Below are 26,560 nucleotides of genomic sequence, written 5' to 3' on the forward strand. Positions count from 1 at the left end.
TCGGCAAATTTATTGTCGTTGGAATAATTGAGCCGGACTTTAACAAACCAATCGCGCACAGGAACAGCGCAGAATGTCGCATTTGTGAAATTAAATGGTGCACAGGATATAAATCAACCCTGTTTCCGCGGTGTTTTTGCACCCAAACAGGGATTCCAAAATCGAGTTTCGCACCATCAGTTAGCCCGCTTCCACAGGGGAACGCATTTCAAATGTGGGAGCGGGCTTGCTCGCGAAGGACGCGACTCGGTGTCACTGAATAGACGCACACAAAAAACGGAGCCCGAAGGCTCCGCTTTTTCATGCAACCACCCTGAAATCAGGCCAGTTTCTTGTGGCGTACCCGGTGCGGCTGGGCAGCAGCTTCGCCAAGACGCTTTTTGCGATCGGCTTCGTACTCGGTGTAGTTACCTTCGAAGAACACCGCTTGCGAGTCGTCTTCGTACGCCAGGATGTGAGTCGCGACGCGGTCAAGGAACCACCGATCGTGGGAGATCACAATGGCGGCGCCCGGGAAGTCGAGCAGGGCTTCTTCCAGGGAACGCAGGGTTTCGACGTCGAGGTCGTTGGACGGTTCGTCGAGCAGCAGGACGTTGCCGCCCTCTTTCAGGGTCAGGGCCAGGTGCAAGCGACCCCGCTCACCACCGGACAGGTCCTTGACGAACTTCTGCTGGTCGCCACCCTTGAAGTTGAAGCGACCCACGTAGGTGCGCGACGGAATCTCGTAGTTGCCGATGCGGATCTGGTCCGAACCGTCGGAGATCTGCTGGAATACGGTCTTGCTGCCGTCCAGGTCTTCGCGGCTCTGGTCGACGCAGGCCAACTGCACGGTTTCGCCGACTTCGATGCTGCCCGAATCCGGTGTTTCCTTGCCCATCAGCATGCGGAACAGGGTCGATTTACCCGCACCGTTACCGCCGATCACACCCACGATGGCGCCTTTAGGCATGGAGAACGACAGGTTGTCGATCAACACGCGATCGCCATAGCCCTTGGTGACGTTCTTGAATTCGATAACCTTGTCGCCCAGGCGAGGACCGGCCGGGATGTAGATCTCGTTGGTTTCGCTGCGCTTCTGGAATTCCTGCGATTGCATTTCTTCGAAGCGTTGCAGACGTGCCTTGGATTTCGACTGGCGGGCCTTGGCGCCTTTGCGCACCCACTCCAGTTCTTCCTTCATGGCTTTTTCGTGGGCCGACTGCTGCTTGGATTCCTGGGCCAGACGATCGGACTTGGCTTCCAGCCAACCCGAGTAGTTGCCCTCGTAAGGAATGCCAGCGCCGCGGTCGAGTTCCAGGATCCAGCCAGCGACGTTGTCCAGGAAGTAACGGTCGTGCGTGATCGCTACCACGGTGCCCGGGAAGTCGTGCAGGAAGTGCTCCAGCCATGCAACGGAATCGGCGTCCAGGTGGTTGGTCGGCTCGTCGAGCAGCAGCATGTCGGGTGCGGACAGCAGCAGGCGGCACAGGGCCACACGACGCTTTTCACCACCGGAGAGGTGTTCGACCTTGGCATCCCAGGCCGGCAGGCGCAGCGCGTCGGCGGCAACTTCCAGCTGGCGCTCCAGGTTGTGGCCGTCGCTGGCTTGCAGGATGGCTTCGAGCTTGGCCTGTTCGGCCGCCAGCTTGTCGAAGTCGGCATCCGGGTCGGCGTAGGCCGCGTAGACCTCGTCCAGGCGCGCCTGGGCGTCCTTGATCACGCTGACCGCTTCCTCGACCACTTCACGCACGGTCTTGGTCGGGTCCAATTGTGGTTCTTGCGGCAGGTAGCCGATGTTCAGGTCCGGCATCGGACGGGCTTCACCGTCGAACTCGGTGTCGACGCCGGCCATGATTTTCAGCAGGGTGGACTTACCCGAACCGTTGAGGCCGAGCACGCCGATCTTGGCGCCCGGGAAGAACGACAAGGAGATGTTTTTCAGGATTTCCCGCTTCGGCGGAACAACTTTACCCAGCCGATGCATGGTGAATACGTATTGAGCCATGGAGAACCTAGGGTCAGTGACTGATGAATGATTAGGGTGCAGGCGATGCCTGGCCAGACTGTGCGCGTCGTCCGCTTGAATTGCTTCAATGCGTGCGCGCTGAAAAAGCCTGATTCTAGGAGCTGGAACGCTCCCGCGTAACCGGCAAAGCTACCTTAATGACAGATGGCAGTCCAGCCGAGCGGGACTGGCACTTTGCCACAACTCAAGGCATGCTAGCCGCCCTTCGGGCGTCCGGCTTATAGTGCACGTCGCGCCAGTCCAGCCAAACCGCAGGATTACAGTTTGTCCAGTGTCCCTCCGTCCCTGATCACCCGTGCACCGACTGTTGCACCTGGCTCGCCCATGCGCGGCACACTCAAGGGCGCGTTGGCGATGCTCGTGTTACTGCTATTGGCATTGCTGTTCTGGCAACTCCTGGATCAATTGCGCGAAACCCAGAAGAACCAGCGCCAGACCACCATCGACTACACCGCCGACCTCGCCGCGCAAGTCAGCCTGAACATGGCGCTCAACGCGCAGATCGCGCTCAACCTGCTGCCGATTGTCGAGCAGCCGCAAAGCACCGACGAGCTGCAGGACCTGCAGCGCAAACTGCAAAAGTCCCTGCCCGACCTGCTGAGCCTGGCACTGCTCAGCCCTTCGGGAAGAATCCTCAGTGACACCGCCAGCGCCAGCGACGATGCCAACTATTTGGGGGAACTGGTCCGCCGCAGCCGCGCCCAGCCTCACTATTACAGCAACGCCATCGACGGCTCGCGCGTGGATCTGCTGTTGCATCAAACCAGCGGCAGCAACCGCGGCTATTGGGCTTTGCGCTTCAAGCCGACGTTCTTCGCATCGTTGACCCAACTGAACGATTCAGGGAATGCTCCGCTGTGGCTGGTGGAAAATCGCATCAATCACCAGATCATCAGCCGCGATAAGGCGCTGCCGCAGGTCAACCCGGGCACCTTGACCCAGGACGATGTGGCCAACAGCGTGCTGACCGTTGCGCTGAGTGGCAGCGACTGGCAACTGCGCGGGTTGTTCGATCGCCAGCGAGTGCTCGAAGAACTGCTGCCGGCCTTCATCGGCAAATGCCTGCTGGGCCTGGCCTTCTCCATGCTGCCGTTCATCGTCCTACTGAACATGCGTCGTCGTCAGCGCCAGCTGCACGAGGGTCGCCGACGCTACCAGGAGATATTCGAAGGCACCGGCGTGGCCCTGTGCGTACTCGACATGTCGGGACTGCGCAGCCTGTTCGACAAGGCCCAGCTGCGGCACGACGAGCAACTGCAAGCATGCCTGACGAACCCGGAACAACGCCGGCAGTTATTGCAGGAGTTGCGCATCACCGAGATCAATCAGGTCGCCTTGCAACTGCTTAACGTCAATACCTGCGACCAAGTCTGGAACCTGCTGATCGATGGCAACCCGGTTGAGGGCAGCGCCATCGGCAATCAGGTACTCGAAGCAGTGCACAGGCAACAGCAACAGCTTGAGCTGGAAATCAAACTCCAGGACGCCAGTGGTCGTGACCAGCACCTGTGGCTGGTGTTGCGCCTGCCGCAAAACCCTGACGACTTCAAGGCAGTGATCCTGAGCATCACCGATATCACCAGCCGCAAGCTCATCGAGCTGTCGCTGCAGGAGCGCGAAAGCTTCTGGTCCGACGTCGTGCGGACCGTGCCCGATCACCTTTACGTGCAAGACGTGATCAGCCAGCGAATGATCTTCAGCAACCACCATCTGGGCCAGACACTGGGCTACAACCGTACCGAACTGCAGCAGATGGGCGAGTACTTCTGGGAAATCCTCCTGCACCCTGAAGATGCCGACTACTACCGCCGTTCACGCAAGAGCCAGCGGCAAGACGGCTACAGCCAGTTGATGCAGTGCCAGCTGCGCTTTCGCCACCGTGACGGCGAATGGCGGCGTTTCGACATTCGCGAGCAGGCACTGGCCCGGGACAAGCACGACCAGGTCACCCGCATCATCGGCGTGGCCAAGGACGTGACCGAGCAGATCGAAGCCAGTGAGTCGCTGCGCGATAGCGAACAGCGCTACAGGATGCTCGCCGAAAGCATCAGCGATGTGATTTTCTCCACCGACAGTCGCATGGTGCTCAACTATGTCAGCCCTTCCGTGCAGTCGGTGCTGGGCTACGAAGTCGAGTGGATTTTCCAGAACGGCTGGCAATCGACCATCGCCAATCCGCAACAGTTGAGCGGCATTTATCTCCTGATGGATCGCGTCAGCAAGGCGCTCGATAAACCCGAACAACTGGCCCTGTTACGCAGCCAGGTGCAGACCCAACTGTTCCTGTTCGACTGCCTGCGGGCCGACGGACGCAAGATTCCTATCGAACTGCGACTGGTCTTGGTCTGGGACGAGCACGGCGCGTTCGAAGGCGTGTTGGGGGTAGGTCGCGACATCAGCCAGCAACGCCGGGCCGAGAAAGACCTGCGAATGGCCGCCACGGTATTCGAACACTCGACCTCGGCGATCCTGATCACCGACCCGGCCGGCTATATCGTCCAGGCCAACGAAGCCTTCAGCCGTGTCAGCGGTTATGCCGTGGAACAGGTACTCGACCAGTTGCCGAACATGCTCACCGTCGATGAGCAGCAGGAAGCCCACTTGCGCTACGTGCTCAAGCAGTTGAACCAGCACAGCACCTGGGAAGGCGAAGTATGGCTCAGGCGCCGCAACGGCGAGCATTATCCGGCCTGGGTCGGCATTACTGCAGTACTGGACGACGAAGGCGACCTGGCCAGTTACGTGTGTTTCTTCAGTGACATCAGCGAACGCAAGGCCAGTGAGCAACGGATCCACCGCCTGGCTTATTACGACGCCCTGACCCACCTGCCCAACCGCACGTTGTTCCAGGATCGCCTGCACACGGCGTTGCAAGCGGCCGAGCGACAGAAGTCCTGGGTGGTATTGATGTTCCTCGACCTGGACCGCTTCAAGCCGATCAACGATTCCCTGGGCCATGCCGCGGGTGATCGCATGCTCAAGGAAATGGCCACGCGCCTGCTCGGCTGCGTCGACGACGACGACACCGTGGCGCGCATGGGCGGCGATGAGTTCACCTTGCTCCTGCAACCGCGGGCCAACCGTGAAATCGCCCTGAACCGCGCCATTCACGTGGCTGAGCAGATTCTCGCCAGCCTGGTAAAACCCTTCGTGCTCGAAGGTCGCGAGTTCTTCGTCACGGCCAGTATCGGCATCGCGCTGAGCCCTCAGGATGGCAATGAACTGAGCCAGTTGATGAAAAATGCCGATACCGCGATGTACCACGCCAAGGAGCGCGGCAAGAACAACTTCCAGTTCTATCAGGCAGACATGAACGCCAGCGCCCTGGAGCGCCTGGAACTGGAAAGCGACTTGCGACATGCCCTGGAACAGAACGAATTCGTGCTGTATTACCAGCCGCAGTTCAGCGGCGATGGCAAACGCCTGACCGGCACCGAAGCCTTGCTGCGTTGGCGTCATCCGCGCCGCGGCCTGGTGCCGCCGGGGGATTTCATCCCGGTGCTCGAAGAGCTCGGCCTGGTAGTGGATGTCGGCGACTGGGTGATCAGCGAGGCCTGCCGGCAGCTCAAGACCTGGCACCAGGCCAAGGTGCGCGTGCCGAAGGTATCGGTGAACATCTCCGCCCGGCAGTTTTCCGACGGCCAACTCGGCACACGGATCGCCACCATCCTCAAGGAAACCGGCCTGCCGCCGGCGTGCCTGGAACTGGAACTGACCGAAAGTATCCTGATGCGCGAAGTCAGCGAAGCCATGCAGATTCTCGCCGGGTTGAAAAACCTTGGCCTGAGCATCGCGGTCGACGACTTCGGCACGGGATACTCATCGCTCAACTACCTCAAGCAATTCCCGATCGACGTCCTGAAAATCGACCGCACCTTCGTCGACGGTTTACCGTCGGGTGAACAGGATGCGCAGATCGCCCGGGCGATCATCGCCATGGCCCACAGCCTCAACCTGGCGGTGATCGCCGAGGGTGTGGAAACCCAGGAGCAGCTTGATTTCCTGCGTGAACATGGTTGCGACGAGGTTCAGGGGTACCTGTTCGGTCGGCCGATGCCGGCCGACACCTTTGAAGCGCAGTTCAGCAATGATGCGTTGTTCATGTTTGACTGAAATCTTCAGGTGAAGCGAGCGACGCCTTCGCGAGCAAGCCCGCTCCCACAGGGGACCGTATTTCAAATGTGGGAGCGGGCTTGCTCGCGAAGGCGCCGGCACAATCACCGCTGATCCCGTCATGAAGCCCACTTGTCTGCGACATGATGTCGTTTCATATGCCTTCCAAAACCCATTGGGTTAGAATGCCCCCCTTTTCCGCCCCCGATCCTTGAGGACCGCCATGTTCAGCCGTGATTTGACTATTGCCAAGTACGACGCCGATCTCTTTGCCGCCATGGAGCAAGAAGCTCAGCGCCAGGAAGAGCACATTGAGCTGATCGCTTCGGAAAACTACACCAGCCCTGCGGTGATGGAAGCTCAAGGCTCGGTACTGACCAACAAGTACGCCGAAGGCTACCCGGGCAAGCGCTACTACGGTGGTTGCGAGTACGTAGACATCGTCGAGCAGCTGGCTATCGACCGCGCTAAAGAGCTGTTCGGCGCTGACTATGCCAACGTTCAGCCGCACGCCGGTTCGCAAGCCAACAGCGCCGTTTACCTGGCCCTGCTGTCGGCCGGCGACACCATCCTGGGCATGAGCCTGGCCCACGGCGGTCACCTGACCCACGGTGCCAGCGTTTCGTCCTCGGGCAAGCTGTACAACGCCATCCAGTACGGCATCGACGCCAACGGCCTGATCGACTACGACGAAGTCGAACGCCTGGCCGTTGAGCACAAGCCAAAAATGATCGTGGCCGGTTTCTCTGCCTATTCGCAGATCCTCGACTTCCCGCGCTTCCGCGAAATCGCTGACAAGGTCGGCGCGTACCTGTTCGTCGACATGGCCCACGTGGCCGGTCTGGTCGCCGCTGGCGTCTACCCGAACCCGGTTCCATTCGCTGACGTAGTGACCACCACCACCCACAAGACCCTGCGTGGTCCACGTGGCGGCCTGATCCTGGCTCGCGCCAACGCCGACATCGAGAAGAAGCTGAACTCCGCGGTATTCCCTGGCGCCCAGGGTGGCCCGCTGGAGCACGTGATCGCCGCCAAAGCGATCTGCTTCAAGGAAGCGCTGCAGCCTGAGTTCAAGGCTTACCAGCAACAAGTGGTGAAAAACGCCAAGGCCATGGCCGGCGTATTCATCGAGCGCGGTTTTGACGTGGTTTCCGGCGGTACTGAAAACCACCTGTTCCTGCTGTCGCTGATCAAGCAGGAAATCTCCGGTAAAGATGCCGACGCCGCCCTGGGCAAGGCGTTCATCACCGTGAACAAGAACTCCGTGCCAAACGACCCACGCTCCCCGTTCGTCACTTCCGGCCTGCGCTTCGGCACCCCGGCTGTGACCACTCGCGGCTTCAAGGAAGCAGAGTGCAAGGAACTGGCCGGCTGGATCTGCGACATCCTGGCTGACCTGAACAACGAAGCGGTGATCGACGCCGTTCGCGAGAAGGTCAAGGCGATCTGCAAGAAGCTGCCGGTATACGGCGCTTAATCAGCCCGCTAAACCGTAGTTGAAAAACCGGCCAGCGATGGCCGGTTTTTTTTCGTCTGGATTAATTACCCACTGCTACGCCCGCTCAACCTCTTGCAACACAGACAAACATCAACTAACCAAAAAATCACTTAACCTGAAGCCGACTCCATTGCGAGAGTTACTAAATAAATAAACGAAAAGGACTTCAGCGTGAACAGTGATATTGAAAAATCTTTTACCGCCACACTTCAAATGTTTGACCACAAACTCAATCTGCTTGAACTGCTCCACGAAAAACCGGCGATGGCCACCGTGGGCCTGTTCAGCGGCGGTTTCTTTACCGGCAGACCGCAAACTTTCGACCACTCACACCTGCTTGGCATCCGCCCCAATGCGCAGGCCGGCGTGGTCAAGCCCTTGAAACTGCACTTTCGGCACACGGCGGATGGTTATCTACTGTCAATCAAGAACCCCGGCGAATATTACAATCGCTTGATAAGTCAAAGTTGGCAGGAAGTGTTAGGGGCCATGAATTCAGGCATTGATGATCCGACAGTTTTTACCCTGATCAATCATCAGGGCAAACCGATAACGCTCGCCGACATCGCCTCCCAACACTCGCCCATCTCGCTCATGACTGAAGACAAACGTTACTTGGGTGGACGTAAAGTAAAGAGCTCGCCTTATATCTATCTTGCGAAGACCGAAGAACGTTCAAAAATCACTTTCATCCTGAGTATTCTCGAACGGAAAGTTGCGCACACGACGAAATGATCCAAAAAGCGCGTCGGCTTGCTCATCGGAGCCGATGCGTTTTTTTCGATAACCCTCTAACCGCTCAAGATCGGGCCTCGCCCCTCAACTGGTAAGACCGGTCATGCCAATTCTCAATCTTTTACTTGCGATCACCCAAAAACAGCGCCTAGACTGCGCCTGCACTGGACATACCGGTAAGACCACAATAATTAAGTCCTGAATCCGATGCGCGCAGCGCACGGCAGCCAGGACACCGACCAGGATTCCTCCCATGCTCAGATGGTGCTCGCGTTCAATCTTTCTCCAAGTGGTTCTCGGACTGGTGCTCGGCATCGTCTGCGGGCTGACCCTTCCCGAATACTCCGCTCAGCTCAAACCCCTCGGTGACGGGTTTATCAAGCTGATCAAAATGCTGATTGGCCTGATCGTGTTCTGCGTGGTGGTCAGCGGCATCAGCGGTGCCGGCGACCTGAAAAAGGTCGGTCGCATCGGTCTTAAATCAGTGATTTATTTCGAAATCCTGACCACCATCGCCCTGGTGATCGGCCTGGTGTTCGCCTTCAGCACCGGTATCGGCAGTGGCGCGAACATTCATCTGGAACAGCTTTCCGCAGCCGACATGGGCGATATCGCCCAGCGCGGCCAGCACATGCACACCACCACGCAGTTCCTGATGGATTTGATTCCGACCTCGGTGATCGGCGCATTTGCCGATAACAACATCCTGCAAGTCCTGCTGTTTTCGGTGCTGTTCGGCAGCGCCCTGAACCTGGTGGGTGAGGCGGCGTCGGGCATTTCCCGACTGATCAACGAACTCAGCCATGTGATCTTCCGCATCATGGGCATGATCGTGCGCCTGGCACCGATCGGGGTATTCGGCGCCATCGCCTTTACCACCAGCAAATACGGCCTCGACTCGCTGCAGCATCTGGGCAGTCTGGTCGGCCTGTTTTACCTGACCTGCGTAGCCTTCGTAGCGCTGATTCTCGGCCTGGTCATGCGTCTTTCGGGCCTGAAGATGTGGCCGTTGCTCAAGTACCTGCGCGAAGAACTGCTGATCGTCATGGGCACCGCCTCGTCCGACGCCGTGCTGCCACAAATCATGCGCAAGCTTGAGCATCTGGGCATCGGCAGCTCGACGGTCGGCTTGGTGATTCCCACCGGCTACTCGTTCAACCTCGACGGTTTCTCGATCTACCTGACCCTGGCCATCGTGTTCATCGCCAATGCCACCGGCACGCCGCTGGCCATGACCGATCTGCTGACGATTCTGTTGGTGTCGTTGATCACCTCCAAAGGCGCGCACGGCATCCCGGGATCGGCCCTGGTGATTCTGGCGGCCACCCTGACGGCGATCCCGGCGATTCCAGTGGTCGGCCTGGTGCTGGTGTTGGCCGTGGACTGGTTCATGGGAATCGGCCGGGCCCTGACCAACCTGATCGGCAACTGCGTGGCAACCGTGGCAATCGCTCGCTGGGAAAAAGACATCGATGTGGAGCGGGCGAACAAGGTGCTTTCCGGCCAGGTAGGTTATACCTTCCAGCCGAGAAAACCCGTGGCCCCGGCCCATCAGCAGGAATTTTGAATGAACGCCGTGCCTGCTCCCGGGCAGGCACGGCCAACAACGTTTAGAGCTCATGGAGCGAACAGTGATTACCTCGTCGACCGTTGTAAATTCAGTCGTAGAAAAACTTCGGGCCGCGCTGGCCCGCGGTCAGTGGCGTTCCGGCGACATGCTGCCGGGGCAACGCGAGCTGGCCGAACAATTGGGCATCAGCCGCCCCAGCCTGCGTGAAGCCGTCACCGTGCTCGAAACCCTCGGCCTGGTGCGTTCCATGCCCGGTAAGGGCGTGGTGGTGCTGGAGGCCAATCTTGCCGACAGCCAACAGCACGACAGCGCGGTGGCCGCGGCAAGCCTGGAAGATGTTCTGCAGCTGCGCTACACCCTTGAGCCGTTCATCGTGGGCTTGGTGGCGCAATCGATCAGCAGCAAGGAAGTCGGGCAACTGCGCCTGACCCTGATGGACATGCGCGAAGCCCTGGAGGCCAACGACAGTGAAGCCGGAGTGAGCGCCTACATCGCGTTCCACGAAGAACTCTTCACCCTGACCTCGAACCCGATCTTCCAGAGCGTGGTCCAGCAGACCAGCAATGCCCTCAAGCAAAGCGCCCAAGTGCTGCGCAACTCCCCGGAACATCTGGCTGAACGCCTGGAGGAAAATGAAGCGGTGGTACGGGCGATCCGCAGCAAGAACAGCGCCCAGGCCAGTGCCGAGATGCGTCGGCACATTCTTCGCGAAGGCCAGCGGATGGGCATTGAACTGAACATCCCGGAAGACAACCTCGGCAGTTGAACCCTCTTTGAACCGGAGAAAGGCCATGAACAGCTTCGTTTCAGCGCAAACGCTTACCACCCTGCCCTTTCCACCGGCGGCGGATGATCTGTACTCGCGGGTCCTCGACGCCATTCTTGAACAGCGCATCCATGAAGCCAGTCGTTTTACCGAGGAAAGCCTGGCGCAAATGTTCGGTGCCCGACGCAGCGACATTCGCAACGTGCTGACGCGACTGTCCCATCAGCAGATCATTATTCTGCGGATCAATCATCGTCCCCGCGTCGCGGCGCTCGGTGTCGATCAGGTTCGGCAAACGCTGCATGCCCGGCGACTGACCGAACTCATGCTGGTGAGGCTGACCTGCCAGAGGCCCTGCACGCATGCCTTGAAGCGCCTGCGCACGCTGGTCGATAGTGAGCGTCAATGCGCCGAGCGTGGCCGGGCGATTCGTTTGTCGGGGGAGTTTCACCTGCAGCTGGCAGAAATGGCGGGCAACGCTCCGTTGGCGCATTTTCTCGGCAGTCTCGTGCCTCTGACCTCCTTGGCGATTGCGCAGTTTGATGCATGCGTAGAGAACAATTGCGGCTGGCAACTTCACGAGAAAATAGTGGACGCGATAACGCGCATGGATACCGCGATGGCCTTGGCACTACTGAATCGTCATCTGGACCATCTGGAGGCGGCGTTGCTGAGCGCTCGACCGCTACCCCGTCAGGATCGTATTGCCGGTTAGCTCGCTGCCACTCGGGCGAACCCCTGGCGAATCTTGTCCTGCGGCAAATCATCGGCAATGAACACAATCACGCTTTCACGGGTTTCATCGGCAGCCCACTCCGTGTCCCAGTCGAAACCGTAGAGCTTCAGCACCCCCTGGAACACCATGCGGCGCGGCTCGCCGAGAATGTTCAATACACCTTTGTAGCGCAACAGTTGCTTGCCGTGCTCCTCCAGCAGCTCGTTCATGAACTCGCTGAGCTTGTCGATATCCAGCGGTTTGTCGGTGCGCAGCACCAGGCTGGAAATACGGTCGATGGACGGGGCCTGGCTGACCGGGCGCAAACTCACGCCGCCGCCCAGATCGGCGTTGAGATTGAAACCACGCACGTCGAGCAGTTCGGCCAGGTCGATCTTGCCGTGATCGACCACGCGGATGGGCGCTCGGCGATTGATACGGGTCAGGCGTTCGCTCAATGCCGTGAACGCAGGTTCGTCCACCAGATCACGCTTGCTCACCAGCAGCCGATCGGCAAAACCGATCTGCGCCTGGGCGATGGTCTGGGCCAGATGCTGTTCGGCGTGCGCCGCATCCACCAAGGTGATGATGCCGTCGAGGATGTAGCGCTCGCGCAGCTCCTCGTCGATGAAGAAGGTTTGCGCCACCGGAGCCGGGTCCGCCAGGCCGGTGCATTCGATCACCAGCCGGTCGAAGGCGATGTCTCCACTGTCGAGGCGCTCGAGCAACAGATACAGGGCCTTGGTCAGGTCGGTGTGGATGGTGCAGCAGACGCAACCGTTGGACAGCGTCATGACCTGTACCGGTTCGTCACCCAACAGTTGGGTGTCGATGCCGGCGTCGCTGAATTCATTTTCGATCACGGCGATTTTCAGGCCGTGCTCGGCTTTGAGCAGGTGGCGCAACAGCGTGGTTTTGCCGGCACCGAGGAAGCCGCTGAGGATCGTTACGGGGATTGGGGCTGACAAAATAAGGTCTCCCGGACGCAAAAAAAATTGTAGGAGCCCGGCTTGCCGGCGAAGGCGTCCTGAAGATCGCTTCCGCCGGCAAACCGGCCTCCTACAGTGGTGTGTTGCCTAGGCGTGGTGCATCAACAACACTTCGGCCCACCCTTGCCACCGTAACGAGCCTCCTGGCGTTCCCGAAAGAACATCTCGTAGCTCATCACCGGTTTGTCAGGGTGCTTGCTTTGCATATGCTCGACGTAGTTGTCGTAGTCGGGCATGCCGACCATCAGGCGCGCGGCCTGGCCGAGGTATTTACCGAGGCGACTCAAGTCATTGAACATGCTGCAATCCTCTGGTTACGCATCCGGCAGCACCTGGAAAGGCGATTCTTTGTCCGTACGATCTTTTGTACCCCAGGCGGCAATACCGACCTTGAGTGCATAGAACAGGATGCTGAACACCACGAACAGGAACAGCGCAGTCAGCGTGGCGTTGGTGTAGGCATTGAAGATCACGTGCTGCATCTGGGTGATGTCCTTGGCCGGGGCGAGGATCTGGCCGTTGGCCAAGGCATCGCTGTATTTTTTCGCCAGCGACAGGAAGCCGATCGCCGGGTTGGCGTCGAACAGCTTGATGAAGCCCGCAGTCGTGGTGCAGATCAGCAGCCACAACGCCGGCAACAGGGTGACCCAGACATAACGCTGGCGTTTCATCTTGATCAGCACCACGGTGCCGAGCATCAGCGCGATACCGGCCAGCATCTGGTTGGAAATACCGAACAGCGGCCACAGGGTATTGATACCACCCAACGGATCGATCACACCCTGATACAGCAACCAGCCCCACATGGTCACGCAGCCGGCAGTGGCGATCAGGTTGGCGGTCCAGGATTCGGTGCGCTTGAGCGATGGCACGAACGAGCCGAGCAAGTCCTGCAGCATGAAACGCCCGGCACGGGTGCCGGCGTCCACCGCGGTCAGGATGAACAGCGCTTCGAACAGAATCGCGAAGTGGTACCAGAACGCCATGGTGTTTTCACCCGGCAGCACACTGTGCAGGATCTGCGCGATACCGACCGCCAGGGTCGGTGCACCGCCGGCACGGGCCAGGATGGTGGTTTCACCGATGTCGTGGGCCACCGCCTGCAGCGCTTCCGGGGTGATTGCAAAGCCCCAGTTGCTGACTGCGGTCGCCACCGCCACCACATCACCGCCAACGACGGCGGCCGGGCTGTTCATCGCGAAGTACACGCCTGGCTCGATCACCGACGCCGCGACCATGGCCATGATCGCCACGAAGGACTCCATCAACATGGCGCCGTAACCGATGTAACGGGCATTGACCTCGTTATCCAGCAGTTTCGGCGTGGTGCCGGAGGAAATCAGTGCGTGGAAACCCGAGACCGCGCCACAGGCGATGGTGATGAACAGGAACGGAAACAGCCCGCCCTTCCACACGGGGCCAGTGCCGTCGACGAATTGGGTCAGCGCCGGCATTTTCAGCTCGGGCATGGTCACCAGGATGCCGATGGCCAGTGCGACGATGGTGCCGATCTTCAGGAAAGTCGAGAGGTAGTCACGGGGCGCCAGGATCAGCCACACCGGCAACACCGCGGCGACAAAGCCATAGCCGACCAGCATCCAGGTGATCTGGATACCGGTGAAGCTGAAGGCCTTGGCCCACACCGGATCAGCGGCAATCTGCCCGCCGAGCCAGATGGAACCCAGCAGCAACAGCACGCCGATCACCGAGATTTCACCGATACGGCCCGGGCGGATGTAGCGCATGTAGATGCCCATGAACATCGCGATCGGGATGGTCGCCATCACCGTGAAGATCCCCCATGGGCTCTCGGCCAGGGCCTTGACCACGATCAGCGCCAGCACCGCAAGGATGATGATCATGATCAGGAAGCAGCCGAACAGCGCGATGGTGCCGGGAATGCGGCCCATTTCCTCACGGACCATGTCGCCCAGCGAACGGCCGTTGCGGCGGGTGGACATGAACAGGACCATGAAGTCCTGCACGGCACCGGCCAGCACCACGCCGGCAATCAGCCACAGCGTGCCGGGCAGGTAGCCCATCTGCGCCGCCAGTACCGGACCGACCAGGGGCCCTGCGCCGGCGATGGCCGCGAAGTGGTGACCGAAGAGGATATGCTTGTTGGTCGGGACATAATCCAGACCGTCATTGTTGAGCACGGCGGGGGTAGCCCGTCGCGCATCGAGTTGCATGACATTATTGGCGATGAACAGACTGTAGTAACGATACGCAACGAGATAGATGGCCACGGCGGCGACCACAATCCACAACGCGTTGATCGCTTCACCTCGGCGCAGTGCCACGACGCCAAGGGCGCACGCCCCAACGATTGCCAGCAGCAGCCAGGGTAAGTGGCGTAGCGGGCTATTATTATTTTTCATTTTATTATTCCAGCCAGAGTGGACAAGAAAGACAACCACCTCGAGTTTAGCTCGCCTGACAGCAAAGGCCATACCCTGACAACGGTCTGGACGCCTGGCAGCGTTTCGCGATGGCGGTCTATAGTCAGCGTACATTTCCGAGGATCGTGCCAATGACCGAGCGCCCTGCCGAACGTCGCCGCTTCAAACGTATTGCGTTCGATGTCAGAACCGAGCTGGGCCAGGAGGCGTTCATCTGGCCGGTGAAACTGATCGACCTGTCGCTCAAGGGCTTGCTGATCGAGCGACCGGAACCCTGGCTGGGGGATCCGCAGAAGGATTTTTTTGTCCACATTCATCTGAGCGAAGGCGTCGATATCGACATGGATGTGCAGTTGGCCCACGAAGACAACGGGCAGCTCGGCTTCGAGTGCAGGCATATCAGCCTGGAATCCATTGAAAGCCTGCGGCGATTGATTGAGTTGAACCTGGGAGATCCGCAGGAGCTTGAACGGGAGCTGGGCGCCCTCATCGAAATCTGAACCCGGAGTTATTCGAAGAGAGCGTCGAGGGCCTGTTCCAGGCGCGTCACCGCGATGATCTGCAACCCCGGCGGCGCCTCTTTCGGCGCATTACCCTTGGGCACGATCGCCCGCTTGAAGCCGTGCTTGGCTGCTTCTTTCAAGCGCTCCTGGCCGCTTGGCACCGGGCGCACCTCCCCGGACAGACCGACCTCTCCAAACACCAGCAGATCATGGGGCAGCGGCCGGTTACGCAAACTCGACATGACAGCCGCCATCAAGGCCAGGTCAGAGGCTGTTTCCAGTACTTTCACCCCACCAACCACGTTGAGAAACACGTCCTGATCGTGGGTGGGAATGCCCCCATGCCGGTGCAAGACAGCCAACAACATCGCCAGCCGGTTCTGGTCCAGCCCCAGCGTCACCCGGCGCGGATTGGCCAGGTGACTGTCATCCACCAGCGCCTGGACTTCCACCAGCATCGGCCGTGTGCCTTCCCATGTCGCCATGACCACGCTGCCGGGGACTTCTTCCTGTGCACGGGTCAGGAAAATGGCCGAAGGGTTGGAGACTTCTTTCAGGCCCTTGTCGGTCATGCCGAACACGCCCAGTTCGTTGACCGCGCCGAAACGATTCTTTACCGCCCGCAACAGGCGCAGGCGCCCGTCTGATTCGCCTTCGAAATACAATACGGTGTCGACCATGTGCTCCAGCACCCTAGGCCCCGCCAGCGCGCCTTCCTTGGTCACATGTCCCACAAGGAAAATCGCGGTGCCACTCTGCTTGGCGTATCGCACCAACAGTGCCGCGCTTTCGCGAACCTGGGACACGCCACCCGGCGCCGATTGCAGTTGCTCGGTGAAAATCGTCTGGATCGAGTCGATCACCATGACCCGGGGTTTTTCCAGCCGGGCGGTGGCAATGATGGTTTCTATGCAGGTCTCGGTCATGACCCGCAACTGATCCTGGGGCAGCCCCAGGCGTCGGGCACGCATGGCGACCTGTTGCTGCGACTCTTCACCGGTGACATACAGCGCCGGCATGCTCTTGGCGAGATTGCACAGGGTTTGCAGCAGAATGGTGGATTTGCCGATACCGGGATCACCGCCAATCAGCACCACCGAGCCGTCCACCAGGCCGCCACCCAGCACCCGGTCAAGCTCACCGGAAGCCGTGGAGAAACGCGGGACTTCCTCGACACTGACCTCAGCCAGGGTCTTGATTTGCGCCTGCTGGCCGGTCCAGCCGGTGCGACCGCTGGGCGCCGCTGCGCCGCCGCTTTCCACCATGGTTTCAGTGAGCGTGTTCCAGGCGCCGCACTCGCCACATTGTCCGGCCCACTTGGGAAAGGTTGAGCCGCACTCGGTGCAGCCGTACATGCGCTTGGCCTTGGCCATCGGAACTCCCGGCAAAAACCGCGATGATAGCTCAGGTCAGCTGTCTTGGTACCTCGCGATTGATGCCATTAATCTGGAGTAACGAGTCACATCTGACACTTCAAACATCACCCAACAGAACTTAAACAAAAACTCACGAACTACCCATACAATATCCACCAGCACCTTGATAATTATTTGTACACCAATGGACCAACTACCCAACCATCGCAAACGCCCATTGAAAAAAACCTATACGGAAATTAACCAACAACTCGCCATGCGTATAACAAAAGCCCTTTTCTAAAAAGTCATACAAATAAAAAACACCAATTCGCATGGCAACAGCGTTGAATGATAGATCGACAACACTGACCAATAAAAATCCAGGACAACCTGCTGGAATGATTACTGGCCGACGGTGTAAACGCTCAAATCACAGCGTGCAATCCGTAGTGTTTTCTCGCCTGCCAATTGCTCCCTTGCCAAGGGTCAAGACGCCGCTGCGAGGCAAAGTTGTCGCCGAGAAGTGAGTCATTTTGTAAACTTTTCACCGCAGGATCAGTCGATTGCAAGCGAACCCCACACGCAGTCGTATCGGGCAGGATGCGATTTGCTGATTTACACTGCGTTCACCAACCTCATCTGTAACAAGGAAATGACCTATGGGCGTGATAAGCGAGTTCAAGGCCTTCGCCGTCAAAGGCAATGTGATCGACATGGCCGTCGGTATCATCATCGGCGCGGCTTTCGGCAAGATCGTGACGTCGTTTGTCGGCGATGTGATCATGCCCCCAATCGGCTTGCTGATCGGCGGGGTGGACTTCAGTGACCTGGCCATTACGCTCAAGGCCGCCCAGGGCGATGTCCCGGCGGTGGTCCTGGCGTACGGTAAATTCATTCAGACCCTGATTGATTTCGTCATCGTAGCGTTCGCGATTTTCATGGGCGTCAAGGCCATCAACCGCCTCAAGCGCGAAGAAGCCGCCGCACCGACCCTGCCGCCGGTTCCGACCAAGGAAGAGGTGTTGCTCGGTGAGATTCGCGACTTGCTCAAGGCCCAGAACACTCGACCCTGAATCAAACGGCGCCTCCATGGCGCCGTTTTTGTTTCACCAGAAGTTCTCCACAGCCACCTGACCGGGCCGCCGGCTGAGGCTCAAGTGCATGTCTCGCTGCTTGAGCAATTTGCGCGTGTCATCGATCATCTGCGGGTTTCCGCACAGCATCACTCGCGAATGCTCAGGGGTCAGCGCCACGCCAGCCGCCCGCTCCAGCTCGCCATTTTCAATCAGGGTGGTGATCCGTCCGTTCAGCGCGCCGGGGTGCCGCTCGCGAGTCACGGTGTTGATGAGCTGCAACTTGTGGCCAAACGCCTGCAAATAGTCGCGCTGCGCCAATCCGGCAATCAGCGCCTGATAAGCCAGCTCCCTGGACTCGCGGACGCTATACACCAGGATGATCCGCTCGAATTTTTCCCAGACCTCGAAGTCCTGCAAAATCGATAGAAAAGGTGCCAGGCCTGTACCGGTGGATAACAGCCACAAATCACGGCCGTCGACGAAGCGGTCGAGTGTCAGGTAGCCATACGCCTGCCGATCGACCAGCAGCGTGTCGCCAACACCCAGCCGGCTTAGCTCGCTGGTGAATTCGCCGCCAGGCACGACGATGGAAAAGAACTCGAGAAACTCGTCGTAGGGTGAAGACACCATGGAATAGGCACGCCACACCGTACTGCCGTCCGCCTTGACTACACCCAGCCGGGCAAATTGCCCTGCGCGAAAGCGAAAGCCTGCATCCCTCGTGGTGCGCAGGGTGAACAGGTTCGGCGTCAACGGTTGGACGTCGAGCAAGGTCTGGCGGGTAAATTTCTCTTCACTGGCGGTCATGGGGTGCTCCCTTCAACACATGACCGCAGTGTCTCGCAAAGCGAACCCCATAAACACCGGTGATTTGTAGTGTCTTTAGCGATCATAATCGAATGCCTGACACTCCCAACCTTCTCACACCCTTTTAACTAATCAGTTACCCCGATAACAATACCGACAATCATATTAAAATCGACATTTAATACCTGCTTTTAACTCAACCACATTAGAACCATAAACCCGTTTTATAAATTCAAATAAAACAAAAAATTCTCACCCCCGTGTATGAAACATCCTACAATCCGTGCGTACTGGACATTGGATCCATACACGTCGGAGCCAATATAAATTGGAGCTCAAAGATGGAAAGGTGGAAGGAATTACAACTCAGCCAGTTAGCCAGCGCCAAGGAGATTGATACCGCCTATCAGGTAGCGCTGCGTTTCGCGAAAAATATCGGATATAAATTTTTCGAATTTTCAGTCGCTTACAAAATCAGACCGGAGCAATTGAATACACTTAGACTCAACAATTACCCTGCAAGCTGGAACAACGAATATGAACAAAAAAAGTTCAGGGACATCGATCCGATAGTGGCACATTGCAATCAAACAATGCTGCCGGTGCTCTGGAGTGAAGAGCTCTTTTGCAAAGTCCCTTCGATGTGGGACGCGCTGGAAACACAGGGATTCCAGCATGGCTGGTCGCAATCGGTGCATGACGACGAAAGCGGTCTGTGCAGCATCCTGAGCCTGGCCAGGAGCCATTGTCCGATCAGCTCGTTCGAGCTGTACGAGAATCTCGGTTTCTCCGTCTTCATGGGACAGCACCTGCATGCACTGGCCGTACGATCACTGCCAAAGCACCCGGCAAAATTGGCTTCGCCGCATCTGTCGCTGCGGGAAGTCGACGTGCTGAAACTCGCAGCCGATGGCAAGACGGCCTACGAGAGCGCCAGGATTCTCAATCTCAGTGCCCGCACCGTCAATTTCCATGTGCAGAGTGCGATCGAGAAACTGGGCGTCAACAACAAGATTTCGGCCGTCATTGCCGCGGTAAAAGGCGGTTATCTGGGGAGCGACGCGCTGCGCTGATCACAAAACCTGCGAGTAATCCAAAAGAAAAAATCGTACCATTTGCATCCCTCTCGAGTGATGACGTGTAAAACATCATGCAGCATTTCACTCGGACGGTCCCGCCCGCAACAACGCCCCAGGGCCGCGGAACATCCTCGTCCATCTATCAGAGCCTCCTGCCCGATGCCCTTGCTCGAAACCCCGTTCGCCCAGCTCGACCTGATCCGCCAGCCCGAACAGCAGAACGAACCGCTGCAAGCCTTTGACGCTGCAGATGAGTACCTGCTCAATCACCTGGCTGAACAGCGGCCCACGGTGGACACGCGGGTGCTGGTGCTCAACGACAGTTTTGGCGCATTGGCCGTCAGCCTGGCAGGCAAGGTCAATGTGACCAGCAGTGGCGATTCATTCCTGGCCTTGCAGGGGTTGGAAAAGAATCTGGTCCGCAATGGCCAGGCGTTTGACGCCGTGCCCTACGTACCGGCCAGCGAATCCTTCGCGGGGCCGTTCGACCGGGTGCTGATCCGGGTGCCAAAGACATTGGCATTGCTGGAAGAACAGCTGATCCGTCTGCAGGGCCAATTGGCTCCCGGTGCCCAGGTGATTGCCGGGGCAATGGTCAAGCATCTGCCGCGCGCTGCAGGCGATCTGCTTGAGCGTTATGTCGGCCCGGTGCAGGCCTCATTGGCGGTAAAAAAAGCCCGGTTGCTGATCGCCACGGCTCAAGCCAAGGCTGGCGTCGCGTCCCCCTACCCGACCCGCTATCGACTCGATGAACCGGCGATCGAGCTGCTCAATCACGCCAACGTGTTCTGCCGGGAAGGTCTGGACATCGGCACGCGAGCCTTCTTGCCGCACCTGCCCAAGAACCTCGGCGGCGCCAGGGTCGCCGATCTCGGTTGCGGTAACGGCGTGCTGGCGATTGCCAGTGCCCTGCAAAACCCCGAAGCCCGCTACACGCTGGTAGATGAGTCTTTCATGGCGGTGCAATCGGCCGCCGAAAACTGGCGCGCCACGCTGGGCGAGCGGGAGGTGATCGTACGGGCGGGCGATGGCCTGGCCGGGCAGGAACCGCAATCGCTGGATGTCGTGCTGTGCAATCCACCGTTTCACCAACAACAGGTGGTCGGCGACTTCCTCGCCTGGCGGATGTTCCAGCAAGCCCGGGAGGCGCTGGTGGTGGGCGGTGCGCTGTACATCGTCGGCAACCGTCATCTGGGCTATCACAGCAAGTTGGCGCGTTTGTTCCGCGGGGTCGAGCAAGTGGCGGCCACGCCTAAATTCGTGATTCTCAAAGCGCGTAAGTAACACGCAAGAAAAAAAAAACCCTCCAGATGGAGGGTTTTTTTTATGCCAAAGGCTGGATTTCGATTCTGTCAGTGAGTGGTAAGGCCTGCGGCATTCATGAACATCCGCATCAGGCTGGCCACGATGAACAGCGCACCGACGCTGCCAGCCCAGATCAAGGCCAACCAGCCGATCCGTTGCCACAGCGGTTTTTTCTCAGCTTCTTCAATGTCGTGCAGGGAGTGTTTGCCGGGCATGACACATCCTCCAATCAAGGTTGGATGGCGCCGGTAATGACGCCATCGTCGCAACGCCGCCCTTAGTCGGCTGGCGCCCACAGGAGTCCTAGTGATAACCATCCTCGTGGGTGACCTTGCCGCGGAACACGTAATAGCTCCAGAAGGTATAACCCAGGATGAACGGGATGATGAACAGCGTCCCTACCAGCATGAATCCTTGGCTTTGCGGGGGCGCGGCGGCGTCCCAGATCGAGATCGACGGCGGCACGATGTTCGGCCACAGGCTGATCCCCAGGCCGCTGTAACCGAGGAAGATCAGCACCAATGTCAGCAGGAATGGCGTGTAGTGCGCATTGCGGGCCACGGCACGCATCAAGCCATACAACGTCACCAACACCAGGATCGGCACCGGCAGGAACCAGAACAGGTTCGGCAAGGTGAACCAGCGGGCTGCGATCTCGGCGTGGGCCAGAGGTGTCCAGATGCTGACGATACCGATCACCGCCAACAACACGAACGCCAAGGGTCGCGCCAGGTCGTGCATCTGCTCCTGCAACTTGCCTTCGGTCTTCATGATCAGCCAGGTGCAACCGAGTAATGCGTACGCCACGACCAGCGCCGCGCCGCAGAACATTGTGAAGGGTGTCAGCCAATCCAGCGAGCCGCCGGCAAACTGCCGATCGACCACCGGCAAGCCATCGATGAACGCCCCCAGCGCCACGCCCTGGAAAAACGTTGCCGCAATCGAACCGCCGATGAAGGCCTTGTCCCACAAGTGACGCTTGTCATCCTTGGCCTTGAAGCGGAACTCGAACGCCACGCCGCGGAAAATCAGCCCGACGAGCATGAAAATCAGCGGCAGATACAAGGCTGAGAGCACCACCGAATAGGCCAGCGGGAAAGCCCCGAACAACGCCGCACCGCCCAGCACCAGCCACGTCTCGTTGCCGTCCCAGACCGGGGCCACGGTGTTCATCATCACATCGCGGTCGGTCTTGCCGGGAATGAACGGAAAGAGAATGCCGATACCGAGGTCGAAGCCATCCATGACCACGTACATCATGATGCCGAAGATGATGATCACGGCCCAGATCAGCGGAAGATCAATACCCATGATTCAAATCTCCTTGGTCACGATGTGGTCGGCATCCGCGGGTTCATCGTCGGCGGCGGACAAAGGACGCGCCGGGGTGCGTTTCTGGCCGGGGCCGCCTTCGTTGGTTTCCTTGCCTTCGTCGATCTTCGGCCCTTTGCGCACCAGGCGCATCATGTAGCCGAGGCCGGCACCGAAGAGTGCGAAGTACACCACCACGAACAGGATCAAGGTGATGCTCATCTGCATGAAGCTATGGTTGGAGGATGCATCCGCCGTGCGCATCAGGCCGTAGACCACCCAGGGCTGACGACCGATTTCAGTGGTGAACCAACCGGCGAGGATCGCGATCAGCCCGGACGGCCCCATCCACAATGCCAGGTAGAGGAAAGGCCGTGAGGTGTACAGCCCGTCGCGCTTGCGCAGCCACAGGCTCCACAGGCCGGTGAAGATCATCAGGAATCCGAGGCCGACCATGATCCGGAACGACCAGAACACAATGGTCGAGTTGGGCCGATCCTCGGGCGGGAACTCCTTGAGCGCCGGCACTTGCTTGTCCAGCGAGTGGGTCAGGATCAGGCTGCCCAGGTACGGGATCTCGACGGCGAACCTGGTTTTCTCTTCTTTCATGTCCGGCCAGCCGAACAGGATCAGTGGCGTCGCCTCGTCGCCTTTGTTTTCCCAGTGGCCTTCGATCGCGGCGATCTTGGCCGGCTGGTGTTCCAGTGTATTGAGGCCATGGAAGTCGCCGATGACGGCTTGGATCGGCGCGACGATCAAGGCCATCCACATTGCCATCGACAGCATCTTGCGAATGGCCGGGTTATCCTTGCCGCGCAGCAGATGCCAGGCTGCCGAGGAGCCAACGAAGAACGCCGTGGCGACAAACGCCGCCGTCGCCATGTGCATCAGGCGGTACGGGAACGACGGGTTGAAGATCACCGCCAGCCAGTCGGTGGGAATGACCTGGCCGTTGATGATTTCAAAGCCCTGGGGCGTTTGCATCCAGCTGTTGGAGGCGAGGATCCAGAAGGTCGAGATCAGCGTGCCAATGGCCACCATGACCGTGGAAAAGAAGTGCAGGCCGCGCCCAACCTTGTTCCAGCCGAACAGCATGACGCCGAGGAAGCCGGCTTCGAGGAAGAATGCCGTGAGCACTTCATAGGTCAGCAACGGACCGGTGACCGAGCCGGCGAAGTCCGAGAAGCGGCTCCAGTTGGTGCCGAACTGATAGGCCATGACCAGGCCTGAGACCACCCCCATGCCGAAGTTGACGGCAAAGATCTTCGACCAGAAATGGTAAAGGTCTCGGTAGGTGTCGTTATGGGTTTTCAGCCACAAGCCTTCGAGCACCGCCAGGTAACTCGCCAGGCCGATGGTGATGGCTGGAAACAGGATGTGGAACGAGATGGTAAACGCGAACTGAATTCGGGCGAGATCAAGTGCCTCTAAACCGAACATAAGTCTTCCTCTGTCAGGTAGTACGGCTGCGGGCTCGAAGCCTGCACCCACGGCCCCCACGGATATGGAGTGTGGCGAATCTCTGTTTGTTCTTTTTTTGTACGCATCACAACGCAGGGAGTCTGGCCTCACGGCCGCCGGATCAATTCCTTTTGCCGGTCTTGATCTGGATCAATCAACGATGAAAGAGTAGTCCCATTTGCGCGGATGAACCGCGTGGCCTTTTGCCGCGTGACAAGTTGCCTCACGGTTTCAGTCACAGGTTGAAACGGAATCACCGGAAGGAAGTGGGCCATCAGCCAGTGAAATCGATGCTTGGCTAACGAAATTTTCCCGCCTCGCAACTTCCTGTTACAGCTTGGTGATAATCTCGCCCTTTCCCTCCCCAGACTTGCCTTCAAATGCCCAGCCAAGAGCCCTTGCTGTTACGTCGCCATCGCCCTTTCATCGCCTTCTGGCTGGCCCGGGTGTTTACCGCCAGCGGTTTCCAGATGCTCACCGTGGCCATCGGCTGGAACCTCTACCAACTGACCGGCAACGTGCTCGACCTGGGCCTGGTCGGGCTCGTGGAGTTCGCTCCGCGCGTGCTGTTCATGCTGCACACCGGGCATGTCGCCGATCGCTACGACCGACGCAAGGTCGCGGCCATCTGCCAGTCGCTGCAAGCGCTGATCGCCCTGTCGCTGGCCATCGGCAGCGCGACAGACCATGTCACCCGGGAAATGATCTTCATCCTCGCGTTCCTGCTCGGCGCCGCGCGCTCGTTCGAAATGCCCACCACTCAAGCCTTGCTGCCGAGCATCGTGCCCAGCGCACTGTTTCCCCGGGCCGTGGCCGCCGCGCAGTCAGCCCAGCAATCGGCGACCATCGTCGCGCCAGCCCTCGGTGGCTTGCTCTACGCCTTCGGCAGCTTCTGGGTGTATGGCCCGACGGTGATCCTGTACATCATCGCCTGCACACTGATGCTTAACCTGCCCGCCCGGCAAACGCCCCTGAACAAGGGCAAGGCCACCCTGGACTCACTGTTGGCGGGCATCCGTTTCATCCGCAGCCGCCCGGACATTCTCGGGGCCATTTCCCTGGATCTGTTCGCTGTCCTGCTAGGGGGGGCGACGGCGTTGCTGCCAGTGTTTGCCAAGGACATTCTGCTGACCGGGCCTTGGGGGCTGGGCCTGTTGCGATCGGCACCGGCGGTGGGTGCGTTGCTGATGTCGCTGTTCCTGGCGCGCTTTGCCGTGGAGCGCAATGTCGGACGGGTGATGTTCACCGCCGTGGGTGTGTTCGGCGTGGCAACGATCGCCTTCGGCCTGTCGACCTCGTTCTGGTTTTCGTTGGCCGTGCTGGTGGTGCTGGGCGCGGCCGACATGATCAGCATGGTGATCCGCGCATCCTTCGTGCAACTGGAAACCCCGGACGAAATGCGCGGCCGGGTGAGCGCCGTGAATGGTCTGTTCATCGGGGCCTCAAACCAATTGGGCGAATTCGAATCCGGCCTGACCGCCCACTGGTTCGGCACCGTGCCGGCAGTGGTCATGGGCGGTATCGGCACGCTGGTGGTTACCGGGACCTGGATCAAACTGTTCCCGACCCTGGCCAACCGCGACCGGATGCATGTGCCGGTGGAAGAGGTGAAGGCTTGAGGCCGCTGCCGATCACAAATTTGCCGACCAGGTGCAATACATAGTTAACGCATAGAGTGTAATGTATCGCCTTACACTTCCCCCATGATCAGATCCTTTCAGCACAAAGGCCTTCGTGGCTTCTATGAAACAGGCTCGACTCGGGGAATTCGCGCAGATCATGCGAAACGTCTGGGCCGTATGCTGCAATTCATGGATCGCGCAGCGGTACCCGGCGACCTCGACCTTCCAGGGTGGCGGTTACATCCACTCAAGGGAGAGTTGGCCGAGTACTGGTCACTGACCGTTTCCGGAAACTGGCGGATCATTTTTCGATTTACCGGATCGGATATCGAACTGGTCGACTATCTCGATTATCACTGACAGGAGGCAGGACATGCCCATGCACAACCCGCCGCACCCTGGTGAAACACTGTTGATGGATGTATTGCCTGAACTGGGTATCAGCGTCGCGGAACTCGCCCGGCACCTTGGGTTTGCGCGCCCGCATCTGTCGCGGGTGCTGCATGGACATGCACCAGTCAGTCCGGATTTGGCCGTGCGTTTGGAACGCGCAGGGATCGGCAAGGCCCGCATGTGGTTAGGGGTACAGACCGATTATGATCTGTGGCAAGCGGAGCACCGTGAGCAACCGCCCATCAAACCCATCGCCGCTCACGCCTGACGCCGTCTATACCAACAACTCCCCCGCCACCATCGCCCGCGTGGCTTTACCGCACAGCTGTTCCACCAGCGTCAGCGCAAATGCCAAGGCGCCACCCGAGCCTTGGGCGGTGATGCAATTGCCGTCGACCACCACCGGTTGATCGACGAAGTTGCAACCCGACAGTTGATGGCTGGCCGACGGCAGGCAAGTCATGCGTCGCTGGCGCAGCACGCCGAAGGTTTGCAGTGCTACCGCGGGCGCTTCGGCGATGCCGGCGAACAGGCGGCCCGCCGCGGCCTGGTCCTTGACCAGTTGTTGCAGGGGTTGGTGGGCGGTCAGATGTTGCGTCCCTACGGCACCGCCAGGCAGGACGATCAGATCGAATGGCTGGGCCAGCAAATCCACCAGCATCGCATCGCACGTCAAGCGCGTGCCTCGGGCACAGGTGAGCATGCGCCGCCCCTCGATGCTGGCGACCACCACCTCGACCTTGGCACGGCGCAATACATCGATCAAAGTCACAGTCTGCAGGTCATCGGCGCCCTCAGCGAGGGTAATCAAAGCTCGAAAGGTCATGGGAACAATCCACGGAATGGTTCCTA

23 protein-coding genes are annotated in these 26,560 nt (G+C 59.1%); 13 read left to right on the forward strand and 10 right to left on the reverse strand.

The genetic code is table 11. From position 1 onward, the window contains the following. Positions 1 to 319: 319 nt before the first annotated feature. A complete protein-coding gene (ettA, locus tag NQL71_RS17730) occupies positions 320 to 1,984 on the reverse strand; it encodes an energy-dependent translational throttle protein EttA (protein WP_020798667.1) in 1,665 nt (554 codons plus the stop codon). 345 nt (positions 1,985 to 2,329) lie between these two features. On the opposite strand from ettA, the gene NQL71_RS17735 reads away from it, so the two are divergent. The 6 genes from NQL71_RS17735 (at position 2,330) to NQL71_RS17760 (ending at position 11,402) form a co-directional block, all read left to right on the forward strand. Next, a complete protein-coding gene (locus NQL71_RS17735; protein WP_143512476.1) occupies positions 2,330 to 6,118 on the forward strand; it encodes a sensor domain-containing protein in 3,789 nt (1,262 codons plus the stop codon). 223 nt (positions 6,119 to 6,341) lie between these two features. After that, positions 6,342 to 7,595 carry a serine hydroxymethyltransferase gene (gene glyA / locus NQL71_RS17740; protein ID WP_150716733.1) on the forward strand — a complete coding sequence of 418 codons (1,254 nt, stop codon included), beginning with the start codon at positions 6,342 to 6,344 and terminating at the stop codon, positions 7,593 to 7,595. Positions 7,596 to 7,787: 192 nt separating this feature from the next. Next, on the forward strand, positions 7,788 to 8,351 hold the full coding sequence (locus tag NQL71_RS17745; RefSeq protein ID WP_235431817.1) for a hypothetical protein: 564 nt from the start codon (positions 7,788 to 7,790) through the stop codon (positions 8,349 to 8,351). Positions 8,352 to 8,604: 253 nt separating this feature from the next. Continuing rightward, on the forward strand, positions 8,605 to 9,918 hold the full coding sequence (locus NQL71_RS17750) for a C4-dicarboxylate transporter DctA (protein ID WP_046815736.1): 1,314 nt from the start codon (positions 8,605 to 8,607) through the stop codon (positions 9,916 to 9,918). 64 nt (positions 9,919 to 9,982) lie between these two features. Further along, positions 9,983 to 10,687, forward strand: a complete 705-nt coding sequence (locus tag NQL71_RS17755; protein ID WP_046815737.1) for a FadR/GntR family transcriptional regulator — start codon at positions 9,983 to 9,985, stop codon at positions 10,685 to 10,687. Between the two features lie 25 nt (positions 10,688 to 10,712). Beyond that, a complete protein-coding gene (locus NQL71_RS17760) occupies positions 10,713 to 11,402 on the forward strand; it encodes a GntR family transcriptional regulator (RefSeq protein ID WP_077185840.1) in 690 nt (229 codons plus the stop codon). Here the strand turns inward: NQL71_RS17760 and yjiA are convergent. The 3 genes from yjiA to NQL71_RS17775 form a co-directional block, all read right to left on the reverse strand. Further along, positions 11,399 to 12,370, reverse strand: coding sequence for a GTPase (gene yjiA, locus NQL71_RS17765; protein WP_046815739.1), 972 nt, complete (start codon positions 12,368 to 12,370; stop codon positions 11,399 to 11,401). The two genes, NQL71_RS17760 and yjiA, sit on opposite strands and share 4 nt — an antisense overlap. A 122-nt stretch (positions 12,371 to 12,492) precedes the next feature. After that, a complete protein-coding gene (locus tag NQL71_RS17770; RefSeq protein WP_008052036.1) occupies positions 12,493 to 12,690 on the reverse strand; it encodes a YbdD/YjiX family protein in 198 nt (65 codons plus the stop codon). Between the two features lie 15 nt (positions 12,691 to 12,705). Continuing rightward, positions 12,706 to 14,772 (reverse strand): carbon starvation CstA family protein, encoded by a 2,067-nt coding sequence (locus NQL71_RS17775; protein ID WP_077185839.1) that lies wholly within the window; start codon positions 14,770 to 14,772, stop codon positions 12,706 to 12,708. 152 nt (positions 14,773 to 14,924) lie between these two features. Here NQL71_RS17775 and NQL71_RS17780 point away from each other — a divergent pair, with 152 nt between their 5' ends. Further along, positions 14,925 to 15,293 (forward strand): PilZ domain-containing protein, encoded by a 369-nt coding sequence (locus NQL71_RS17780; RefSeq protein WP_248686996.1) that lies wholly within the window; start codon positions 14,925 to 14,927, stop codon positions 15,291 to 15,293. Between the two features lie 8 nt (positions 15,294 to 15,301). On the opposite strand, the gene radA is transcribed toward NQL71_RS17780, so the two are convergent. Next, complete coding sequence (gene radA / locus NQL71_RS17785) at positions 15,302 to 16,669, reverse strand: DNA repair protein RadA (protein WP_046815741.1); 1,368 nt, start codon at positions 16,667 to 16,669, stop codon at positions 15,302 to 15,304. A gap of 644 nt (positions 16,670 to 17,313) precedes the next feature. Between radA and mscL the strand changes: the two genes are divergently transcribed. Continuing rightward, positions 17,314 to 17,727 carry a large-conductance mechanosensitive channel protein MscL gene (mscL, locus tag NQL71_RS17790; protein ID WP_046815742.1) on the forward strand — a complete coding sequence of 138 codons (414 nt, stop codon included), beginning with the start codon at positions 17,314 to 17,316 and terminating at the stop codon, positions 17,725 to 17,727. A gap of 33 nt (positions 17,728 to 17,760) precedes the next feature. Here the strand turns inward: mscL and NQL71_RS17795 are convergent, their stop codons facing one another. Next, the gene (locus tag NQL71_RS17795) at positions 17,761 to 18,537 is read right to left on the reverse strand and encodes a ferredoxin--NADP reductase (RefSeq protein WP_046815743.1); all 777 of its coding nucleotides are present in this window, start codon (positions 18,535 to 18,537) and stop codon (positions 17,761 to 17,763) included. A gap of 341 nt (positions 18,538 to 18,878) precedes the next feature. Here NQL71_RS17795 and NQL71_RS17800 point away from each other — a divergent pair, with 341 nt between their 5' ends. Then, on the forward strand, positions 18,879 to 19,610 hold the full coding sequence (locus NQL71_RS17800) for a helix-turn-helix transcriptional regulator (RefSeq protein WP_046815744.1): 732 nt from the start codon (positions 18,879 to 18,881) through the stop codon (positions 19,608 to 19,610). 165 nt (positions 19,611 to 19,775) lie between these two features. Beyond that, on the forward strand, positions 19,776 to 20,900 hold the full coding sequence (locus NQL71_RS17805) for a methyltransferase (RefSeq protein WP_274643069.1): 1,125 nt from the start codon (positions 19,776 to 19,778) through the stop codon (positions 20,898 to 20,900). Between the two features lie 68 nt (positions 20,901 to 20,968). On the opposite strand, the gene NQL71_RS17810 is transcribed toward NQL71_RS17805, so the two are convergent. From NQL71_RS17810 to NQL71_RS17820, 3 genes are all read right to left on the reverse strand, one after another. Further along, positions 20,969 to 21,136 carry a DUF2474 domain-containing protein gene (locus NQL71_RS17810; protein ID WP_077185835.1) on the reverse strand — a complete coding sequence of 56 codons (168 nt, stop codon included), beginning with the start codon at positions 21,134 to 21,136 and terminating at the stop codon, positions 20,969 to 20,971. 88 nt (positions 21,137 to 21,224) lie between these two features. Beyond that, positions 21,225 to 22,232, reverse strand: a complete 1,008-nt coding sequence (cydB, locus tag NQL71_RS17815) for a cytochrome d ubiquinol oxidase subunit II (RefSeq protein WP_046815746.1) — start codon at positions 22,230 to 22,232, stop codon at positions 21,225 to 21,227. Positions 22,233 to 22,235: 3 nt separating this feature from the next. Beyond that, positions 22,236 to 23,672 (reverse strand): cytochrome ubiquinol oxidase subunit I, encoded by a 1,437-nt coding sequence (locus NQL71_RS17820; protein WP_046815747.1) that lies wholly within the window; start codon positions 23,670 to 23,672, stop codon positions 22,236 to 22,238. Positions 23,673 to 24,073: 401 nt separating this feature from the next. Between NQL71_RS17820 and NQL71_RS17825 the strand changes: the two genes are divergently transcribed. From NQL71_RS17825 to NQL71_RS17835, 3 genes are all read left to right on the forward strand, one after another. After that, on the forward strand, positions 24,074 to 25,312 hold the full coding sequence (locus NQL71_RS17825) for an MFS transporter (RefSeq protein WP_166618923.1): 1,239 nt from the start codon (positions 24,074 to 24,076) through the stop codon (positions 25,310 to 25,312). Positions 25,313 to 25,396: 84 nt separating this feature from the next. Continuing rightward, positions 25,397 to 25,675 carry a type II toxin-antitoxin system RelE/ParE family toxin gene (locus NQL71_RS17830; RefSeq protein WP_046815749.1) on the forward strand — a complete coding sequence of 93 codons (279 nt, stop codon included), beginning with the start codon at positions 25,397 to 25,399 and terminating at the stop codon, positions 25,673 to 25,675. 13 nt (positions 25,676 to 25,688) lie between these two features. Beyond that, positions 25,689 to 25,976 carry a HigA family addiction module antitoxin gene (locus tag NQL71_RS17835; protein WP_046815750.1) on the forward strand — a complete coding sequence of 96 codons (288 nt, stop codon included), beginning with the start codon at positions 25,689 to 25,691 and terminating at the stop codon, positions 25,974 to 25,976. Positions 25,977 to 25,982: 6 nt separating this feature from the next. Here the strand turns inward: NQL71_RS17835 and NQL71_RS17840 are convergent, their stop codons facing one another. Continuing rightward, complete coding sequence (locus NQL71_RS17840; RefSeq protein WP_008066096.1) at positions 25,983 to 26,534, reverse strand: DJ-1 family glyoxalase III; 552 nt, start codon at positions 26,532 to 26,534, stop codon at positions 25,983 to 25,985. Positions 26,535 to 26,560: the final 26 nt, after the last annotated feature.

This window comes from Pseudomonas serbica (assembly GCF_028823535.1).
GTDB classification, from domain to species: Bacteria; Pseudomonadota; Gammaproteobacteria; order Pseudomonadales; family Pseudomonadaceae; genus Aquipseudomonas; species Aquipseudomonas serbica.

Coding starts and splice junctions, on each gene's coding strand:
- glyA (WP_150716733.1), top strand. CDS start 6,342: ATGTTCAGCCGTGATTTGACTATTGCCAAGTACGACGCCGATCTCTTT.
- NQL71_RS17735 (WP_143512476.1), top strand. CDS start 2,330: ATGCGCGGCACACTCAAGGGCGCGTTGGCGATGCTCGTGTTACTGCTA.
- NQL71_RS17795 (WP_046815743.1), bottom strand. CDS start 18,537: ATGACCGCCAGTGAAGAGAAATTTACCCGCCAGACCTTGCTCGACGTC.
- mscL (WP_046815742.1), top strand. CDS start 17,314: ATGGGCGTGATAAGCGAGTTCAAGGCCTTCGCCGTCAAAGGCAATGTG.
- NQL71_RS17825 (WP_166618923.1), top strand. CDS start 24,074: ATGCCCAGCCAAGAGCCCTTGCTGTTACGTCGCCATCGCCCTTTCATC.
- NQL71_RS17810 (WP_077185835.1), bottom strand. CDS start 21,136: ATGCCCGGCAAACACTCCCTGCACGACATTGAAGAAGCTGAGAAAAAA.
- NQL71_RS17820 (WP_046815747.1), bottom strand. CDS start 23,672: ATGTTCGGTTTAGAGGCACTTGATCTCGCCCGAATTCAGTTCGCGTTT.
- NQL71_RS17800 (WP_046815744.1), top strand. CDS start 18,879: ATGGAAAGGTGGAAGGAATTACAACTCAGCCAGTTAGCCAGCGCCAAG.
- radA (WP_046815741.1), bottom strand. CDS start 16,669: ATGGCCAAGGCCAAGCGCATGTACGGCTGCACCGAGTGCGGCTCAACC.
- NQL71_RS17805 (WP_274643069.1), top strand. CDS start 19,776: ATGCCCTTGCTCGAAACCCCGTTCGCCCAGCTCGACCTGATCCGCCAG.
- NQL71_RS17840 (WP_008066096.1), bottom strand. CDS start 26,534: ATGACCTTTCGAGCTTTGATTACCCTCGCTGAGGGCGCCGATGACCTG.
- cydB (WP_046815746.1), bottom strand. CDS start 22,232: ATGGGTATTGATCTTCCGCTGATCTGGGCCGTGATCATCATCTTCGGC.
- NQL71_RS17750 (WP_046815736.1), top strand. CDS start 8,605: ATGCTCAGATGGTGCTCGCGTTCAATCTTTCTCCAAGTGGTTCTCGGA.
- NQL71_RS17760 (WP_077185840.1), top strand. CDS start 10,713: ATGAACAGCTTCGTTTCAGCGCAAACGCTTACCACCCTGCCCTTTCCA.
- NQL71_RS17770 (WP_008052036.1), bottom strand. CDS start 12,690: ATGTTCAATGACTTGAGTCGCCTCGGTAAATACCTCGGCCAGGCCGCG.
- NQL71_RS17835 (WP_046815750.1), top strand. CDS start 25,689: ATGCCCATGCACAACCCGCCGCACCCTGGTGAAACACTGTTGATGGAT.
- ettA (WP_020798667.1), bottom strand. CDS start 1,984: ATGGCTCAATACGTATTCACCATGCATCGGCTGGGTAAAGTTGTTCCG.
- NQL71_RS17775 (WP_077185839.1), bottom strand. CDS start 14,772: ATGAAAAATAATAATAGCCCGCTACGCCACTTACCCTGGCTGCTGCTG.
- NQL71_RS17780 (WP_248686996.1), top strand. CDS start 14,925: ATGACCGAGCGCCCTGCCGAACGTCGCCGCTTCAAACGTATTGCGTTC.
- NQL71_RS17830 (WP_046815749.1), top strand. CDS start 25,397: ATGATCAGATCCTTTCAGCACAAAGGCCTTCGTGGCTTCTATGAAACA.